Genomic DNA, 17,594 nt, shown 5'->3' on the forward strand with positions numbered 1-17,594 from the left:
TTACAAATATGGGGACCTCTGATTATTTTTTTCCTACAGTAAATTGACACTATCCATATCACTGGAGCTATTGACATAATAATAACAGCATGATAAGATTTACTTGTAATTAAATAGCGTCTTCAGGGCGGGGTGTGATTCCCCACCGGTGGTATAGCCCACGAACCGCAAGGTTGATTCGGTGTAACTCCGAAGCCGACAGTTAAAGTCTGGATGGAAGAAGAATGATTGTTTTAGCGTTCACGCCTTGATTTCTCACGAAATCAAGGCTTTTTTACTAGGCAATCTTCTGGAGATAGCAATCTTTAGGAGGGTTTACAATGGTAAACATATCAAAAAAAACCAACATTATCGTCAAAGCTGCACTTCTGCTCACGCTGGGATTCATACTGACTTATTTTGAATTCCCGATTCTTCCGGCCTTCCCATGGCTAAAAGTTGACCTTTCAGCTGTACCTGTTCTTCTTAGCGGATTCGCATTCGGACCTCTTGTCGGTGTCGGTGTAGAAATCATGAAAAATCTTCTGGTCTTTATGATCAAAGGAAGTCAGTCAGGTGGAATCGGAGAAATCGCCAATATCATTATTGTTGGTTCATATGTGTTCACAGCATCAATGGTGTTCAAGAAATTCAAAACCAGAAAAGGTGCAATACTTGGCGCACTCGCAGGATCTGTAATTATGATTCCGCTGGCTATGCTGGCCAACTTCTTTATCCTCATTCCTTTATACTTCCCTGGCGGAATGGAAGCTCAGATGCTGAGATCATACCTGTTCTATGGCATACCGGCATTCAACTTCATCAAGGGTGTCATAATCTCTACAGTAGGTATACTGTTCTATGACAGGGTCGCTACGCTGATCAATAAGGAAGCCAGATTTCAGAAGAGATATGTCAAACTGAATAAGGCGGTATAACCGTACAGAAACGAAACAGATGAAATTCAATAAAATCCCTCCGGAAGACTTCCGGAGGGATTATTTTATCTATTAAATTTCACCTGATCTGTTTCTGTTTAACTCCTCATATCTGAAGATTCATGACCAGAGCATCTTCTCCATTGATATAGTATCGTTCTCTTTTTGCGAGGGTAATGAATCCAAATGACTTATAAAGCATCTGAGCAGGGATGTTGCTCACTCTCACTTCAAGAAAGATATTCTGAACATTTTTCTCTTTTAGAAGGGTAATCAGTCTATTTAGCAGTGCGCGAGCAATGCCCTGTCGCTTGAAATGTTCATCAACGGCTATATTGAGGATGTCTGCATCTTCATAGGTATACCAGCACTGGATATAGCCGCAGACGGTATCTTCATACAGTGCTACGAGGTTCAATGCATGTGGATTGATGATTTCCCGGATGAGTTCCTCTTTTGCCCAGGGAAGAGGAAAAGCTCCTTCGGAGATGGTATATACAGTATTTACATGTTCGGGTTCCATTTCTATGATGTCAACAGGGGTTATCATTTCAGCATACCCTTCTTCTTCTCGTATTCATGTTCAGCCTGACTTTTTCTCATATAGAGAGGGACAAGTGTGTGAATATCATCAGCATCACCATTTTCAATCCGCTCTCTGAGAAGATAGGGAATACTGCTGGCTTTTGGAATATTCAGTGTCTGTGGTGCGAGAATGACCTGTTCAGAAAACAGAAGTTCTTCTTCGGATTTTTTTAAGGTGATGTCTCCGAGAATCATAATCTCCCTTTTCTCATCCTTCAGTTTTTCCTTCACTTCATCAAGTGTAAGAATGACGGGTTCCATAAGGGTTACAAGTCTGTCCTTATCGAAAGTGTAGAAGCCTGTGTAGAAACCGCCTCTTAAAGCATCTACCATAGGGACAAGTATACCTTTGTAACCAAAAGCACCATAGGCTAAAGTTGAGAGTGAATCAGCAGCGTATAGGGGGAGATTCAGTCCGAGTGCAACACCTTTAATGGCTGAAAGTCCTATTCTAAGGCCTGTAAAGGAGCCAGGACCGGTGGATATGGTCAGTGCACCCAAATCCTTGGGTGTCATATCCAGTCGTCTCAGAAGCTCTTCTACAAGCGGCATAAGCAGCACAGAATGCTGAAGGTTGTAATTGATGCTGATCTCACCCAGCATGGCATTTTCATCGACAACGGCAATGGAGCAGTTGTTTGAGGATGTATCTATGCTTAATATTTTCATTGCAGTTCCTCCAGGAAGTCATATTCCTTACCGAATGATCTGATTGTGATCTTTCTCTCATCCGGATTTTCTGTTTTCTCGATTTTTACATGAATCAGTTCCTCAGGGAGGATGGCTTCGATCATATCCGCCCATTCAATCAGCGTAACGCCCTGACCATAGACATATTCTTCAAAACCTACCTGGAGAATTTCATCTATATCATTTACCCTGTATACATCGAAATGATAAAAAGGCAGTCTTCCTTCATCATATTCATTCACAATGGTAAAAGTGGGGGAGGTGATATTATCTTTGATGCCTAAGCCTTTTGCAAAACCTTTTGCAAAATGAGTCTTTCCTGTACCCAGATCGCCAGTAAGGCATAGGGTTGATCCTTTTTCAATGACTGTACCGAGTTTTCTTCCTAAATTCATGGTTTCCTCAACAGATTCTGTAAATTTAATTATCATTCTATCATCACCATTTCTTCATTTTAATCAACATTCATTATAGCGCAAGGAAAAGAGCTTGAAAAGGATAAAGAAAAAACAGCCTATTGCGGCTGTAAATTTCTGATCGGTTATGCTGCTTTTTTGAGATAGGTGTCTATGTCCATGGATAGGTGGTGAAGATCTTCACGCACCTTTGTTCCATCAAAGCCTATATGTTCAAAAAGGCACAAGGATCTTATATTCTGCGCTTTGATCTTAGCATCTATTTTCTTGTATCTCAGTATGAAGAAAGCTTCATTCAATGCTTTTTTCAATGCTTTTCTTCCATAGCCCTTTCCCCAGAGTTCCTTCTTTCCAATAGTTATGACGATCTCATGTCCGGACTTTTTGGGTATGAATTTTACGTAACCTATTGATTCTTCTTTGAGGCAGATGAGATAGAAAGCACCACGCTGATTGAATACCTGATTGAAAACGGGCAGTGTCGTTTTCTTCACCAAAGCTCGGATATGATTACCGGTCTCTCCATGTTCATTCAGATGTTCAATGATTTCATGGTCATCAAGCCAATCAGCAATCTTTAAGGCATCTTTTGAAAAGATGTCCTGTCGAAGTGTTATCATTGCAAACTCCTTTTCAAATCATGATATTTCAGTTTCCATAACTACTTAAACTGAACGCTTTTACCATTGTAGTATCTGTTTTTTAGAACTTCAAAATGGTAATCATGCGAAAAGAGATAATAGGGATGTTTATCTCCGTTTTGCTGACGAAATCTGCTGATTATTGATTATTTTAATATCATTAGATATGCAAATAACACAAATTCAAATATAATGACATTTATTATGTTTCCTTGAAAATATATTCGATATTTTGATGAAATCTGAATATTGTACAGTTTTATTTATGAGAAGCTGAATTGATGATTATCCTAGCCAGCACCCATTAACTATGGTTTCTGCCATTTCAGCACAAAAGAAAACAGCCTAGTACATCGTACTAGACCGATTCATGTGGCAGGGGTACTAGGATTCGAACCTAGACTTACGGTTTTGGAGACCGTTGCTCTGCCATTGAACTATACCCCTAAAAGCCTGCGTAGCCTTAACTGGGCTACGTTGTCTATTCTAGCATCCTTAAAACCTGCTGTCAACAATTTGTGAATAAAATCTTTCGAAGGAAAAGATTTAAAGTAAATGCAACCTTACAAGAGATACATTGCATTTACTCTGAGAATCGATGAAAATGGTGAAGGGACCATCTGCCGTGAAAACGGGTGCAATAGAGTAGGGAAGCTGCATATTATAATATATATCTTGGTATATTATTCTATAGAATACAATTTTTGAGTAAAGGTTCACAAAATAGGGTGAATAGGATATGATAAAAGAATAGATATTGTGACAAATTTTGACTTCTGGAGGTGATGCTATGCTTTATGAAATTCTGAAACTGGATAAATACCGCAATGTTTCTTTGGTTGGTGCTGGAGGCAAGACCACACTTATCAATCAGTTGACGGAATCCCTGCGGAAAAAGAAGAAAATCCTTGTGTCGAGCACGACAACATTTATAAAGCCAGATATCACTATGTATGATTTCATAGATTATGATTATAATGCAGATTATGATCTGGGGAGCGTTGACAGACCAGGAGTGTATATTATAGGCAGAGGTAAGAATCTGGAAGATCTTGTTTTCGGTCTTACTAATGAAGATATCGAAAGTATTTCAGGGGAGTTCGATCACGCTGTTATTGAATGCGACTTTTCTAATGGAAGACCTTTAAAAGGCTTCCGGGAATCCGAACCCAAGATACCCGCAACGACTGATATCACTGTCGGTGTAATGGATATTCAGTCCCTTGGACTTCTCGTCAATGCTACAAATATCCATCATCTGGACAAATTTCTGGAGCTTACCGAAAGTGCAATCGGATCCCTTGTCACCATACAGCATCTTGCGAAAATTGTAGATGACGATGATGGCTTATTTAAAAACGCTGTCGGTAAAAGAGTATTATATATCAACAAAGTGGAGAAGGAAGTGGACCAGGCGCTTGCGCTCAGTCTCTTTGAAACAATTGACGTGTCAAAACTGGACATGGTTGTTGAAGGAAGTCTGATTGAAAACCGGTATTTTGTATTGTATGAAAAAGGTGATTAAACAAGGAGACAGAAGATGAAATATTTGATTTTAAGTGATATACATTCAAATATACAGGCTTTAAACAAAGTGGTAGACAACGAAAAATACGACAGAATCATTTTTCTGGGCGATATTATAGGATATGGTGCAGATCCATTTCTCTGTTACAAGAAATTTCTTGAACTGGGAGGAGAGAGCGCCATGGGCAACCATGAATATGGCGTTCTTAATCCGCTTTCACTGATGAATTTCAGTGAAAATGCAAGGCTTGGTGTGCTGCACACCATAAAAAATCTCCCGGAAGAGTATGTGAATCATATGAGAAATCTTCCTGAATATATTCAGCTGGACGACTGTATATTCTGCCACTCCATGCTGGATCAGCCTCTGGATTTTTCGTATGTTTTTCCTGAAGACAAAGATTCGATTTTCCTTCTTGCAAGTTATAGAAGAATGAGTGAACTGGGTGCAAAAATAATGTTCACCGGCCATACGCATAAGCCCTGTATTTTTAAGATGACGGGAAATGAAGGTGTGGAGATCTATCCGTCCAAGGATGGAGATATCTATCTGGATGATAAACTGTACATCATCAATGTGGGCAGTGTGGGACAGTCCAGAAACAGTATACCGAAAGCGCATTATGCTGTTTATGACACGGATGAAAGAAAAGTCTCTTTTAAATCTGTTGATTATAACATCAGAGAGGCGGCAGGGAGAATAGAAGAAGAGGGACTTCCCGAGCTTCTTGCAAAAAGACTTTATTTAGGAATATAAGCCTCTACATGTTTTATTGACAGCTTGCAACGCTTTATGATACAATTTAATTGAATACAATAAGACATGAGGTAAATATTATGATAGATGAATTAAAACTAGAAAATCAGCTGTGTTTTGCAGTTTATGCTTTCTCGAGGGAAATCACTAAAATATATAGACCCCTTCTTGATCCGCTCGGTTTAACCTACACACAGTATCTTGTTATGATTGTACTGTGGGAAAAGGACGGGATTTCCTTAAAAGAGTTAGGGAGCAAGTTACGACTGGATTCAGGAACGTTGACTCCGCTATTAAAGAAGCTTGAAAATGACGGAAACATTGAAAGAACTAGAGATAAAAGAGATGAAAGAAATCTCATCATCTATCTCAGCGATAAAGGTAAGGAACTCATGAAAGAAGCGGAAAAAGTTCCGAATAATATCGCATGCAGCCTGCCTATGGATCTGGATGGAGTAGTAGGCTTGAGAGAACAGCTGAAACTGATCCTTGATCAGCTTGAGAAGCAGGCAAAGGACAATATCATCACTGAATAATTGTTTGAAGAAAAGAAGCTTATCGGTAAAATGATAAGCTTCTTTGTTTGTTTTATTCATTATTCTGATCTGATTCCTGATCCGGGTTTATTTCAGGCTGACTCGTATATGGGCTGAAGGTCTGATTGTCTGTCTTCATGAAATTTTCCTCAGATATTTCTCTATGCTCAATGGATTCTTCACCAATCTCATAGAGATTGAATTTTATGGTAAAGGTAGAACCCTTTCCGAGGGTGGAAGTGACATCAATTGTACCTCCATTAAGCTTGACAAAATTCTTCACAATAGTCAGACCGATTCCGCTTCCATCAACGAGTTCTCTTGATTTATCCACTCTGTAGAATCGTTCAAAGACATTGGGCAGTTCATCCGGAGGAATACCGATACCGGTATCCTTGATTTTGATATAGCAGTACTTTTCGTCTCTGGAGAGTCTTATGGAGATCATTCCATTCCTAGGTGTAAATTTGATTGCATTATGCAAAAGATTCGTTATGACCTGATAGATGGAATGTCTATCTGCCAATATCAGATACTCTGTGTTTCTTTGGAACATATACTTGAATTTGATTGATTTCTCTCTCGTCAGGCCCTGGAAGTTGTGGTAGATATCCTGCAATACCTGCTGGATATCGAGAACAGTAATTTTGGCCACCATACTTTCGGCTTCAAACTGTTTGAGGATATTCAGATTGTCCAGAAGTTTCCCGAATCTCACAACCTCTGAATTGAGAGATGACAGTCTTTCTGGAGTGGCAGGCAGTATCCCGTCTATTATCGCTTCAAGATTTGTCTGAAGAACATTCAGAGGGTTTCTGAGTTCATGGGATACGTCGGTAATCAGTCTCTTTCTGAGCATATCCTGCCGATCGAGTTTTTCACCCAGCGAGTTGATGCTGTTTCGCAGTGTTTCGATTTCAATTACATCTGCTTCCGTGGATTCTCTGGCTGAAAGATCACCCATGGATAGGCTGTAGGCAGTCTTCGAAATCTTTTCAATGGGATCAGACAGCTGCCTAGCAACAAAGAGCGAAATCAGAATGATGATGAAAACTGCAATAAATGCGCTGATCAGGATACTCATGGTGATTGAATTCAAAAAGTTCTCATCTTCCGTCGAGATGACAAGCGGGGAGAACTGACCGATTACAACATACCCTATAACCTGGTTTTCACTTTTAATGGGATATTCATATGGAACATACTGCTCCATAGTGAATGCGGAATCGGGGTTGATTTCCCGTTCTTTCTCCACCAGTTTCAGTGGATCCATAGCCCACATCACACTTTTGTCCCAGTTGAGCAGGGAGATGGTAAAGTTGGACGCCTCAGCATCTCTTTCAAGACTTTTGCCTGATGTTATGGTCCAGCGGTCATCTCTTATATAACTGTCTCTAAAGGTGGCTACAATTCTCTCGTCTCTCTTAATCTGGTTTACCTTAAGGTAATCATTGAACCGGGCGTTAAGTGTAAGATTTATGACTACATAAGCGATAAGCAGAGAAAGCAGGGCACTGATAGAAATGGTTATGGCCAGCTTATATTTAATTGATCTCAACTACTGCCCACCACCAAACTTATAACCGAGTTTAAATACCGTGATGATATAGGATGGGTTCTTTGTATCGTCTTCAATCTTTTTACGTATGTTTTTGATGTGAACATCTATGGTCCTGTCTACACCTTCAAAATCAGGTCCTAGAACTCTATCAATGAGGGTTTCTCTTGAAAGAACAATACCCGGATTAGCAGAAAGAATTGTGAGGATATCAAATTCGATAGGTGTAAGGCTCACTTCTTCATTCTTCAATTTGACTTCTCTCTTATCATGATCGATAACCAGATCACCGTTATTGAAAGACACAATATTTTTGTTTTCGGGAACATCCTTGATTCTTCTAAAGAGCGCATTCACTCTTGCGACAATTTCTCTTGGAGAAAACGGCTTAACGAGATATTCATCTGCGCCAAGGTCAAGCCCTTTGATTCTCTCTTCAAGACTTGACTTTGCTGTAAGCATGAAGATATAGGTGTTCGATTTTGAACGTATTCGCTTGCATATTTCTTCACCGGAAATATCTGGAAGCATGAGGTCCAGAATAATGAGATCAAATGATATCTCACTTACATATTCCAGTCCTTTATAACCGCGTTCAGCTGTGTAAACTTCATAGCCTTCCTTTCGCAGATAAGCCGATATAGCTTCCAGTACTGAAGGTTCGTCTTCTATAATTAAAATTTTATTGATAAGAATCACCTCTTTTCTTTGATGTGATTATAACACTAGAGAGCAGAAGTTGGCAAAGGAATGCTGATGTAGACAGGTATTTACCCCTAAAAGCAATGTCTGTAATTGTAATATTTATGTGAATATCTAAATCCTACTGTTTTGACATAATTTAACAATTAATAAATAGGTGCATCGTTACTTGTTTATAGGGATAATACCCAATTTTCAATCGTTCACGAATCGTATTTAATTTAACTAATGTTTAATGTTTAATGAACTCTTTATACCTTCTTCATAACTTAAAACTATAATTCAACCTGTAATAGATTTGTAATAAGTTGGATGCCAATCCTTCAGGAGGTTCAGATGAAAAGTGTTAAGAACAAACTAATAGCTGCGCTACTTTTGACATCAATACTCTATGGTGCTGCAGTTCCAGTTTCAGCAACTCCCCTTACTGAGCATCAACAGATGGAACTTGACTCAATCAAGAGTGAATATGACGCCATTTTAAGTAAAATGCATGAAATAGAAGCTAAAATCGGTAGTATTGCTGATGAAATCACAGATATTATTTTAAAAATAGAAGACAATGACAAAAATATAGATCGCTTGAATTCTGAGATCGAAGCTAAAAATATTGAAATCAGCGAAACACAGGCAAAACTTACCCAAAAAGAAGAAGAATATGGTGAGAGACTGAGAGCCATGTACAAACAGGGTAATGCCGGTATGATTGATACCATTCTCGGATCAGAAAGTATAGCAGATCTTATTTCACGTACAGATGCGATACTCAAGATTGCAAAGATCGATAAGCAGCTATTAGATGAAATACAGGCCATCAAGGATGAGCTTGACAGACAGAAGGCTGAACTTGACCAGGCAATGAATGAGGTTCAGGTACTGAAAGCCGATAATCTTACTCGTTTAGGTCAGGAAGAGAACAAGAAAAAAGAAGCAGAGAATCTCCTGAAGGAATATGAAACCGAAGAAAAGAAAATACTGAATAATCTCGCATTTGCTGAGCTGTACTATATCGGAGACAATGATGATATCATCAACAACGCATCCAGTACAGATGACGCAATTCAGGGCGCAGTATCCAGCCTTAGAGCGGTAAGATCCAGCATAGTGACTGAGACAACAGATGCAAAGATTGTAGCGCTGATTGAAAAGGGTAAAACAATCCTTAATCAGAGAGAAGCAGCAAGAAGAGCAGCAGCGGCAGCAGAAGCGGCAAGAATTGCTGCTGAGCAGAGAGCAGCTGAACGTAGAGCGGCAGAACAGGCCCAGAACAGTTCAAACAACGGTTCAAATGCAGCTCCTTCAGCTCCAGCAGCCTCAACACCAGCACCTAAACCACCTGCAGCTTCGAACGCATCAGGAAGTGCTGTACTCAATTACGCTTATCAGTTCCTTGGAACACCATATGTTTGGGGCGGATCAACACCAAGCGGTTTTGACTGCTCAGGCTTCACTTCATATGTATACAGAAAGTTTGGCGTGAATCTTCCAAGAGTATCCCGTTCACAGGCTACTGTAGGTACAAAAGTTGCCTATTCCGACCTTCAGGCAGGTGACCTCGTGTTCTTCGGAAGCGGAAGCATCTCCCATGTAGGTATCTATATCGGTGGAGGCAATATGATCCACTCTCCAAGACCTGGTAAAACTGTTGAAATCAGCACAATGAAGTACCATAAGTTTATAACAGCAAGAAGATTTTTAAACTAAGAAGCAGAATCATAGTCTGAACCTGATCATCAGGTTCAGACTTTTTTAGTTCATGAGACTCTAAATAAATATTAACGTCATATTAATCTGTTTTTGGTATAGTAAATTCAATACAGATGAATAAATCTGTTAAAAGGAGGCATGCTCATTGGATGTAATTAATGTTGTAAGAGATATCATGCACCTCACTGAAGAAGAAGTAAAAGCAATGAATCCGATCAATATTCTTCTTGTCGGGAAAACCGGTGTTGGAAAAAGTACATTAATCAATCATATATTCAGAGAGAATCTGGTGGCGACTGGTATCGGAAAACCAGTGACTAAACATCTGGAAAAAATTACGAAAGAAGGAGTACCGATCACTCTTTATGATACAAAAGGGCTGGAATTGAATCAGAGTGTTCAGAGCCAGGTGAGAAAGGAAGTAAATGATGAAATCAAAAGACTGAATGAATTTGGGGAGAGAGAAAAAATCCATGTGGTCTGGTACTGCATCAACGCCGGAAGCAGTCGACTTGAATCATTCGAAGAAGGATTCATTCGTGAGCTCTCTGAAAAACTTCCTGTGATCATCGTCCTGACGCAGAGTCTTCAGAAGGAAAACGCAGATCTTCTGACAGAATATATCAAATCGCTTAAAATGAACATCAAAGGAACTGTTTCACTTATTGCAAAGCCGTTTCAGATCAGTGGACATCATATCCCATCCTACGGTCTTCAGGAACTTGTAGATCTCACACTTGATTTTATCCCGGAGAGTGCAGAACAGGCTTTTATAAACGCCCAGAAAGTTGATGTGATGAAAAAGGCGGCTTACGCGAAGAAGTGGGCAAAGGGATTCATTACCGAGACTTTCATGGTGGGCTTTACACCGATTCCTTTTGCGGATGCGCCTCTACTTGCATCCAGTCAGGTGGCTATGATTGCGAAAATTACAAGTATTTTCGGCATTTCGGTCAATAGAGGGATGATCACATCAGTGGTGTCTTCGGCCGCAGGTGTATCTGGAGCTGTCTATACAGGGAGAGCTCTTGTATCGAACCTCCTAAAGCTCGTGCCTGGTGCCGGAACGATTGTGGGTGGGCTCATCTCAGGAAGCACAGCTGCGCTTATCACCACAGCTCTTGCTTATGCCTATATAAACGTCATGATCAAAGTAGCAACATCAGAATATCAGAATAAACAGATGGATCAGAGTGAAGTCATGGATATGATGAAAAAAGAACTGCGTCAGCAGATGGATGTTGTCAAAAGAGAAAAGAAAGAGAAAAAATCAGATGGATCAGAATCTTAAGAGAGATAAAAATAAAACTGGTAATCTCACAGTTTTTTATCTATAATTGTAAAGTTAATATAACTGTGAGAAATATGGACCGGAAAAGAGGGAATAACATGGCAATGACACCAGAGAGTATAAAAAGAATGAAAGAACTCATAGAAGAAAAGAAGCAGAGCGGAAGTCAGACAAAGAATACTGAACGTCCAGACAAAAATAAGGGAATGACGAGAAAAGCATTCAAAAACAAGAAGAACGGCGGCGTATTCGACAAGTAAGTCAGATCCCCCAGACAACATGAAACGTTGTCTGAGGGATTTTTTACACCTGTTCTTCTATTTCTTTAATAGTCAGTTTGACGGTCTCGATATGATTCACCTTCATAAGCTCAAGAGCATAATCATCCAGACGATAATCATCAAGATAGCAGATGGTTCTTATACCTGACTGAATAATCGCCTTGGTGCAGTTCAGGCAGGGGAAGTGGGTGACATATATTTTGGAGTCCTTCAAAGATATTCCTTCTCTTGCACAGTAGGCAATGCAGTTGATTTCCGCATGCAGAGTGGCGATGCAGTGGCCGTCTCTCATCACATGGCCGATATCATCACATTGTGGGGTTTTGCTGCCTACGCTTCCGTTATAGCCTGTTGCGATGATTCTGTTGTCCTTATTGACGATGACAGCACCGACATAAGCCCGGTCGCAGGATGACCGTTCTGCAAGCACCTTTGCAATACTCATGAAATACTCGTTCCAGGACTGTCTGATCCTTTTGGGTTTACCGCTTTTCTCAATAGTGTAACTTTTCTCGTTCATTCAATAATCACCTCTTCTATATTCCATTTCCACATGGGGGATATCGTCTTCCAGATACGGATCTTTTTCTGTCCTCTTAAATCCATGTTTACGATAAAAACCTTCCGCATAGCTTTGGGATGAAAGCATGATCTTCTCTTCTCCCATCTTCACAAGACCTCTGATGGATTCGCTCATCAGGAGATCTCCATATCCCTTGCCTCGATATTTCGGACTGGTGATCACCCGCCCGATAGATGCTGCGGGATATCTGATACCGCTTCTGAAAATGCGTGCATAAGCCGCCAGATCATTACCTTCCATAATCATCACATGATCCGCTTTTTCGTCATATCCGTCAAGATCCTGATAAAGACAGTTCTGTTCGAGTATGAATACTTCAACCCTAAGCTGGAGTATATCATAGAGCTCTTTAAGTGTTAGTTCATTGAAAGACTTAATGACAGATACCATACTACACCTCCATATATTCTTTTCATCTTTTAATTAATATATCATGTTTTTTTCTTTTACAGAATGAAAATATCTAAGAGATCAGATTGTGGTAAAATGTATGCATAACGATGAGGAGGTGCCATGTGGAAGAAAATAAGAGAAAGAAATATCAGAAGGACAAAGACAGACTTTCCACAAAGCTTGGATATCTGCAGAGAGTACTGAAGGATTATGGCGTGCCTGTCATGATTGTCTTTGAAGGTGTACATGCTTCAGGAAAAGGCAGAATTTCCAACGAACTTCTGATATCTCTGGATCCGCGATACACCAGATTTTATGCGACGCATACCCCTACAGAAATCGAACTTAGAAAGCCGTTTTTATGGCAGTATTTTGTCAATACGCCCAGCAGCTCGGAGATTTATATCTATTATAGAAGCTGGTACTCACTTTATATTGCGATGAAGAACAATACTGTCAAAAATGAAAGATATCCGGAAAACAGGATTCTTCTTGAAGAAATCAGAAGTTTCGAAAAAACTATGATGGATGACGGTTCGGAACTGATCAAATTTTATGTGGAAATCGATGAGGACAAGCAGAAAAAGCACATCAGAAAAATGTATGACAATCCGAGGACTATGTGGAAAGCGCAGGAATATGACCGTGACAACGATGATGATTACAGAAAAGAGATGGAAGCGATCATCGAAAACGATCAGAAATCCTGGATAAAGGTCACGTATGCTGACCGATATGAGACAGTGAATGAAGTCCTTGAAGTCATCATTGAAAAACTTGAAAAGAGGGCGGAAGCTGAGAAAAAGAAATCCGAAGCAAAGAAAGAGGGGAACGACGGATTTTTCGATGGTAAATTCCCGAATATCCTCAAAAAACATGAAGGTGATTTTGATATCAGCAAAGAAGAATACCGAGAACAGATTGACCGTCTGCAGAAAGAAATGCGGGACATTCAGTACATGCTTTATGAGAAAAAGATTCCGCTGGTTCTTGTCTATGAAGGCTGGGATGCTGCAGGTAAAGGCGGTAACATCAAGAGAGTGATCCAGCAGCTTGATCCGACCGGTTACGAAATCAATACCACAGCTGCACCCACAGATCTTGAATTTAAACATCACTACCTTTGGAGATTCTGGAGAGAAGTTCCGAAAACCGGACATATCTCCATCTACGACCGATCATGGTATGGCAGACTCATGGTAGAACGTGTTGAGGGATTTGCATCCAATAAAGATGTGAAAAGGGCATATAAAGAGATTAGAGATTTTGAAACCTCACTGACCAATTTCGGCGGCATTGTCATCAAGTTTTTTATCCATATCTCAAAAGAAGAGCAGCTTGAAAGATTTGAAGCCAGACAGGAAGATGAGAACAAGGTGTGGAAAATCACCGATGAAGACTGGCGTAACAGAGAGAAATGGAATAAATATGAAGAAGCAATCAACGATATGATCAGTGAGACATCTACGGAAGATGCGTCATGGTATGTCATTAATGGAAACAGCAAAAGATATGCAAGACTGAAAGCTCTGCAGATCATCATAGATACATGCAATCAGAAATTCCTTGATAAGTAGTTAACAATCAATCCGTCAATAATTGACTTAAATATTATATAACCGTAAAACATTTGTGCATAGTGATAACAAAAACGTATTTGGTAACCTTTTCATGTACCATTTTTTCATAATGAATTCAGTGGAAATCTAATAGATTAACAGTACAATTCATGATTATTTGTGAATGTGAGAATTGTAATTCGATATCTATGATTTCTGTTGATAAAGTTTTCGTTTACCGCTTATAATGATATCTATAATTTTCAGGGCTGATGGTTTCTTGACTGAATGACAATATATAATCTAAGAAATCACAAACCTGGAAAAAATAAGGGGGAATTATTATGGAAGAAAACAGAGGTACCTGGTCGTCAAGATTCGGTTTCCTTATGGCTGCCGTTGGTTCAGCAGTCGGACTTGGAAATTTATGGAAATTTCCGTATCTCGCAGGAGAAAATGGTGGAGGCGCATTTGTATTAGTTTACATCGTACTTGTAGTTTTATTAGGTTTTACACTTATGCTTGCCGAAATGACCATCGGAAGAAACGCAAACTCAGATGCATATGGTTCATACAATAAAATCAGGAAAGGCTTTGGTTTTATTGGCGGATTTGGTGTACTTGCAGGATTTCTGATCCTATCCTACTACTCAGTAGTCGGCGGATGGGTAATGAAATATATTGTTGCATCATTTACAGGTGTTGGAGCGGATAAAGCGGGTTATTTCTCAAACTTTATCGCATCACCCGTAGAACCAATTATCTATCATCTAATATTTATGGCTTTAACAGCACTTATTGTTATCAGAGGTATTTCAGGCGGTATTGAAAAAGCATCAAAAATCATGATGCCTGCACTGTTTATTCTTCTTGTTGTTATCGTATTTAGATCCGTTACACTAGACGGCGCTATGGAAGGTATCAGATATTTTATCCAGCCTGATTTTTCCAAGATAACGATTAAAGTTGTCATTGCAGCACTTGGACAGGTATTCTTCTCACTGAGCCTTGGTATGGGTATCATGGTGACTTACGGAAGTTACCTGAACAAAGAAGAAGATCTGGAAAAGGATGCGTTCATTATTCCAGCTCTAGACTCACTGGTCGCTATACTAGCCGGTTTTGCTATACTACCAGCTGTGTTTGCATTCAGCTTCCAGCCTGGTCAGGGTCCCGGACTTATGTTCATCACCCTACCAGCAGTATTTGAAGAAATGCCGCTAGGCGTGCTTTTCTCAGCGCTGTTCTTCCTGCTTGTATTCTTTGCAGCCCTCTCATCATCCATCTCGCTGATGGAAGTTACGGTTGCATTCGGAATAGATCAGTTCAAGTGGAGCAGAAAGTTCGCTACAATATTCTTTACTGTTCTGATGTTTATCATCGGTATCGGAGCTTCACTTTCAATGGGTGCATGGAGCGGATTCCTGATTCCTTGGATCGATGGAAACAGCTACGGAATATTTGACTTCCTTGATGTACTGACATCCTATTATCTGCTACCACTAGGTGGTCTGATGGGCGCAATCTTCATCGGATTTATCTGGGGAGTACCAAATGCAGTTAAGGAAATTAAGCTTGGCAGCGCATTCAAGACAGAGAAGCTCTGGATCGTGCTGATCAAGTTTGTAGTACCAGTTCTTGTATTCATCATTCTGCTTTCTACAACAGGTCTCTTGGACAGACTTATCGGATAATCATCTGCAGGGCCTAACTGAATATATTCATTTTATGAGCAGACTCATATACCTCACTTTAAAGGACTCCGGCATTGCCGGAGTCCTTTTGATGAATTAAGGGAACTTCATGGTGCATATTAATCAGCTCATTATACAAATCGAACATCAAGATTCAGTTTATAGAGATATTTAAATCTGGACTGATAGTTCTTCAGCTCTTCCAGCTTGAACAGAGGGTCAGATTTTGATCTCACCTCCATAACCATCGTCGAATCAGTCAGCGATATGGATCTGATCTGAGTATTGTCCGAGACACCATGATTCAATGATTCAGCAATCTTGATCAGTATTCCGAGCATTTCTATGATTTTCATATCCCTGGAAGAGAGGATTTTTTTATTGAAAAACTCCTTCAGGAGATCATTTGCCGAAAAGACCGACGCGCATGATGCGGCCATGAGGATCTGTTTCTGACTCAGTCCGTTTATCGGCGCATTGAGGATGCTGTAGAAGGTATTCCGGTCTCTCTGGAAGTAATTGATGTTTGTGCCGATATCATAAAGATAAGTTGCGGTTTTCAGTACTTTGCCGTTGCCGATAAGATAAGGATATGATTTGCAGAGTGCACTGTACATGGCACTTACAAGTTTAAAGAGATCTTTACCTTCATACCCTTTATACATATGGTTTGAGATGATGTTGTCCAAAGAGAATTCAAGAACATCACGCACCCTTTTATTTCTGCCTAAAAGATATTCAAATAGCAGACCGTCTCTTATGCCTGCATTGGATACGAAAAGTTTTTTCGAGTTCTGGTATCTCATGAGGATATTCATCGTCGCCAGAGATCCGATAAAAATATCTTCGCGATCTTTGCTGAGTCCGTAGATTCTCTTAACCACACCTTTATGATAATCCCGTACCAGTTCGTATATTTCCGAAACATCTTTCTGATCCATGCTGTAATTGTGTGAGATGAACATGGCATTGTCTTTTCTGAAACGGTCGATTTTACCCAAGGTTCTTATGGAACCTCCTATACCGACAATAGGATAACCTCTGGCGTTTTTCAGCCAGCTGATTTTTCTGAAGGACTGTCTGAGATAATTATGAAGATTCTGTTCTTCCTTTTCATTGTTTTTGAGGTTGAACTTTTCGGTCAGAACAATACTGCCGAAAGGGATGGATATGGATTCCTGAATAATCTTATCTTCAATGAGTGCAATTTCAGTGCTGCTCCCGCCGATGTCAACCATAAGGCACTTGTCGAGATCAATGGTATTGACCGTGGCATAATAGTCATAGAATGCTTCTTCCTCACCGGATAGGATGCGGATATCCTTACCAAGTGCCGATTTTGCGCGGGTCAGGAATTCTTCCTTATTTTTGGCTTTCCTTATGGCTTCAGTCGCGACGGCTATGACCTCATCCACCTCTTTCGAATCCATGTATTCCTTAAAATGATGAAGTACTTTGATACCGTATTCTATTCTGCCTCTATCGAGATTGCCGTTTTCCATATTCTGGCCCAGCCTTGCAGATTGTCGGACTTGTCCTACTACGACATAACTTTTGTCCTTCACTTCGTATACGACAAGTCTCATGGAGTTAGAGCCTATATCGATGATTCCGATTCTCATGGGCTCCTCCTTTCCTAAATTTCTGTATTTCCTATATTATAGCAATTAACTCTTTAGATGCATAACTATTGATTGGGACTGATAGTGTCAATTTACTGTAGGAAAAAAATAATCAGAGGTCCCCATATTTGTAAT

18 protein-coding genes, 1 tRNA gene and 1 riboswitch are annotated in these 17,594 nt (G+C 39.9%); of the genes, 9 read left to right on the forward strand and 10 right to left on the reverse strand.

The annotated features are described in order from the left end of the window. Positions 1-114 precede the first annotated feature (114 nt). Positions 115-229, forward strand: a riboswitch (FMN riboswitch). 91 nt (positions 230-320) lie between these two features. After that, on the forward strand, positions 321-917 hold the full coding sequence (locus RTX25_RS13510) for an ECF transporter S component (RefSeq protein ID WP_312654442.1): 597 nt from the start codon (positions 321-323) through the stop codon (positions 915-917). Between the two features lie 106 nt (positions 918-1,023). Here the strand turns inward: RTX25_RS13510 and rimI are convergent, their stop codons facing one another. The 5 genes from rimI to RTX25_RS13535 all read right to left on the reverse strand — a co-directional run bounded on the left by rimI (position 1,024) and on the right by RTX25_RS13535 (position 3,696). Beyond that, positions 1,024-1,467 carry a ribosomal protein S18-alanine N-acetyltransferase gene (rimI, locus tag RTX25_RS13515; protein ID WP_312654443.1) on the reverse strand — a complete coding sequence of 148 codons (444 nt, stop codon included), beginning with the start codon at positions 1,465-1,467 and terminating at the stop codon, positions 1,024-1,026. Further along, on the reverse strand, positions 1,464-2,171 hold the full coding sequence (gene tsaB / locus RTX25_RS13520) for a tRNA (adenosine(37)-N6)-threonylcarbamoyltransferase complex dimerization subunit type 1 TsaB (protein WP_312654444.1): 708 nt from the start codon (positions 2,169-2,171) through the stop codon (positions 1,464-1,466). Before tsaB ends, rimI begins: the two co-directional genes overlap by 4 nt. Beyond that, positions 2,168-2,623 (reverse strand): tRNA (adenosine(37)-N6)-threonylcarbamoyltransferase complex ATPase subunit type 1 TsaE, encoded by a 456-nt coding sequence (gene tsaE / locus RTX25_RS13525; RefSeq protein WP_397428559.1) that lies wholly within the window; start codon positions 2,621-2,623, stop codon positions 2,168-2,170. The genes tsaB and tsaE overlap by 4 nt, the downstream gene beginning before the upstream one ends. Positions 2,624-2,733: 110 nt before the next feature. Continuing rightward, positions 2,734-3,228, reverse strand: a complete 495-nt coding sequence (locus RTX25_RS13530; RefSeq protein ID WP_312654445.1) for a GNAT family N-acetyltransferase — start codon at positions 3,226-3,228, stop codon at positions 2,734-2,736. 394 nt (positions 3,229-3,622) lie between these two features. Continuing rightward, positions 3,623-3,696 (reverse strand) — tRNA-Trp (locus RTX25_RS13535). A gap of 343 nt (positions 3,697-4,039) precedes the next feature. On the opposite strand from RTX25_RS13535, the gene yqeC reads away from it, so the two are divergent. The 3 genes from yqeC to RTX25_RS13550 all read left to right on the forward strand — a co-directional run bounded on the left by yqeC (position 4,040) and on the right by RTX25_RS13550 (position 6,069). Beyond that, a complete protein-coding gene (yqeC, locus tag RTX25_RS13540; protein WP_312654446.1) occupies positions 4,040-4,774 on the forward strand; it encodes a selenium cofactor biosynthesis protein YqeC in 735 nt (244 codons plus the stop codon). Positions 4,775-4,789: 15 nt separating this feature from the next. Continuing rightward, the gene (locus RTX25_RS13545; RefSeq protein ID WP_312654447.1) at positions 4,790-5,533 is read left to right on the forward strand and encodes a metallophosphoesterase family protein; all 744 of its coding nucleotides are present in this window, start codon (positions 4,790-4,792) and stop codon (positions 5,531-5,533) included. 77 nt (positions 5,534-5,610) lie between these two features. Then, on the forward strand, positions 5,611-6,069 hold the full coding sequence (locus RTX25_RS13550; protein ID WP_397428560.1) for a MarR family winged helix-turn-helix transcriptional regulator: 459 nt from the start codon (positions 5,611-5,613) through the stop codon (positions 6,067-6,069). Positions 6,070-6,121: 52 nt separating this feature from the next. Here the strand turns inward: RTX25_RS13550 and RTX25_RS13555 are convergent, their stop codons facing one another. Both RTX25_RS13555 and RTX25_RS13560 read right to left on the reverse strand, forming a co-directional pair. Continuing rightward, positions 6,122-7,627: a HAMP domain-containing sensor histidine kinase gene (locus tag RTX25_RS13555; protein ID WP_312654449.1), complete on the reverse strand. Its 1,506-nt coding sequence runs from the start codon at positions 7,625-7,627 to the stop codon at positions 6,122-6,124. Further along, a complete protein-coding gene (locus RTX25_RS13560) occupies positions 7,628-8,317 on the reverse strand; it encodes a response regulator transcription factor (protein WP_312654459.1) in 690 nt (229 codons plus the stop codon). It abuts the gene before it with no gap. A gap of 348 nt (positions 8,318-8,665) precedes the next feature. On the opposite strand from RTX25_RS13560, the gene RTX25_RS13565 reads away from it, so the two are divergent. The 3 genes from RTX25_RS13565 to RTX25_RS13575 all read left to right on the forward strand — a co-directional run bounded on the left by RTX25_RS13565 (position 8,666) and on the right by RTX25_RS13575 (position 11,587). Then, a complete protein-coding gene (locus tag RTX25_RS13565; RefSeq protein WP_312654450.1) occupies positions 8,666-10,033 on the forward strand; it encodes an NlpC/P60 family protein in 1,368 nt (455 codons plus the stop codon). A gap of 148 nt (positions 10,034-10,181) precedes the next feature. Beyond that, complete coding sequence (locus RTX25_RS13570; RefSeq protein ID WP_312654451.1) at positions 10,182-11,327, forward strand: GTPase; 1,146 nt, start codon at positions 10,182-10,184, stop codon at positions 11,325-11,327. Between the two features lie 98 nt (positions 11,328-11,425). Further along, entirely contained in the window at positions 11,426-11,587 is a 162-nt protein-coding gene (locus RTX25_RS13575) for a hypothetical protein (RefSeq protein ID WP_312654452.1), read from the forward strand. A 43-nt stretch (positions 11,588-11,630) separates the two neighbouring features. Here the strand turns inward: RTX25_RS13575 and RTX25_RS13580 are convergent, their stop codons facing one another. Both RTX25_RS13580 and RTX25_RS13585 read right to left on the reverse strand, forming a co-directional pair. Further along, the gene (locus RTX25_RS13580; protein ID WP_312654453.1) at positions 11,631-12,128 is read right to left on the reverse strand and encodes a deaminase; all 498 of its coding nucleotides are present in this window, start codon (positions 12,126-12,128) and stop codon (positions 11,631-11,633) included. Next, positions 12,129-12,581: a GNAT family N-acetyltransferase gene (locus RTX25_RS13585; RefSeq protein ID WP_312654454.1), complete on the reverse strand. Its 453-nt coding sequence runs from the start codon at positions 12,579-12,581 to the stop codon at positions 12,129-12,131. It lies immediately after the preceding gene. Between the two features lie 125 nt (positions 12,582-12,706). Here RTX25_RS13585 and RTX25_RS13590 point away from each other — a divergent pair, with 125 nt between their 5' ends. Both RTX25_RS13590 and RTX25_RS13595 read left to right on the forward strand, forming a co-directional pair. Continuing rightward, positions 12,707-14,161, forward strand: a complete 1,455-nt coding sequence (locus RTX25_RS13590) for a phosphate--AMP phosphotransferase (RefSeq protein ID WP_312654455.1) — start codon at positions 12,707-12,709, stop codon at positions 14,159-14,161. A gap of 326 nt (positions 14,162-14,487) precedes the next feature. Further along, positions 14,488-15,837 carry a sodium-dependent transporter gene (locus tag RTX25_RS13595; RefSeq protein WP_312654456.1) on the forward strand — a complete coding sequence of 450 codons (1,350 nt, stop codon included), beginning with the start codon at positions 14,488-14,490 and terminating at the stop codon, positions 15,835-15,837. A 131-nt stretch (positions 15,838-15,968) separates the two neighbouring features. On the opposite strand, the gene RTX25_RS13600 is transcribed toward RTX25_RS13595, so the two are convergent. Further along, positions 15,969-17,459: a Ppx/GppA family phosphatase gene (locus RTX25_RS13600; RefSeq protein WP_312654457.1), complete on the reverse strand. Its 1,491-nt coding sequence runs from the start codon at positions 17,457-17,459 to the stop codon at positions 15,969-15,971. Positions 17,460-17,594: the final 135 nt, after the last annotated feature.

The sequence above is a fragment of the Proteiniclasticum sp. genome, from assembly GCF_032054185.1.
In the GTDB taxonomy this organism is placed as follows: Bacteria; Bacillota; Clostridia; order Clostridiales; family Clostridiaceae; genus Proteiniclasticum.

Bases quoted from the DNA above. Each gene is read 5' to 3' on its own strand.
- RTX25_RS13510 (WP_312654442.1), top strand. From the start codon at position 321: ATGGTAAACATATCAAAAAAAACCAACATTATCGTCAAAGCTGCACTT.
- RTX25_RS13600 (WP_312654457.1), bottom strand. From the start codon at position 17,459: ATGAGAATCGGAATCATCGATATAGGCTCTAACTCCATGAGACTTGTC.
- RTX25_RS13595 (WP_312654456.1), top strand. From the start codon at position 14,488: ATGGAAGAAAACAGAGGTACCTGGTCGTCAAGATTCGGTTTCCTTATG.
- RTX25_RS13545 (WP_312654447.1), top strand. From the start codon at position 4,790: ATGAAATATTTGATTTTAAGTGATATACATTCAAATATACAGGCTTTA.
- rimI (WP_312654443.1), bottom strand. From the start codon at position 1,467: ATGATAACCCCTGTTGACATCATAGAAATGGAACCCGAACATGTAAAT.
- tsaB (WP_312654444.1), bottom strand. From the start codon at position 2,171: ATGAAAATATTAAGCATAGATACATCCTCAAACAACTGCTCCATTGCC.
- yqeC (WP_312654446.1), top strand. From the start codon at position 4,040: ATGCTTTATGAAATTCTGAAACTGGATAAATACCGCAATGTTTCTTTG.
- tsaE (WP_397428559.1), bottom strand. From the start codon at position 2,623: ATGATAATTAAATTTACAGAATCTGTTGAGGAAACCATGAATTTAGGA.
- RTX25_RS13530 (WP_312654445.1), bottom strand. From the start codon at position 3,228: ATGATAACACTTCGACAGGACATCTTTTCAAAAGATGCCTTAAAGATT.
- RTX25_RS13585 (WP_312654454.1), bottom strand. From the start codon at position 12,581: ATGGTATCTGTCATTAAGTCTTTCAATGAACTAACACTTAAAGAGCTC.
- RTX25_RS13580 (WP_312654453.1), bottom strand. From the start codon at position 12,128: ATGAACGAGAAAAGTTACACTATTGAGAAAAGCGGTAAACCCAAAAGG.
- RTX25_RS13565 (WP_312654450.1), top strand. From the start codon at position 8,666: ATGAAAAGTGTTAAGAACAAACTAATAGCTGCGCTACTTTTGACATCA.
- RTX25_RS13575 (WP_312654452.1), top strand. From the start codon at position 11,426: ATGGCAATGACACCAGAGAGTATAAAAAGAATGAAAGAACTCATAGAA.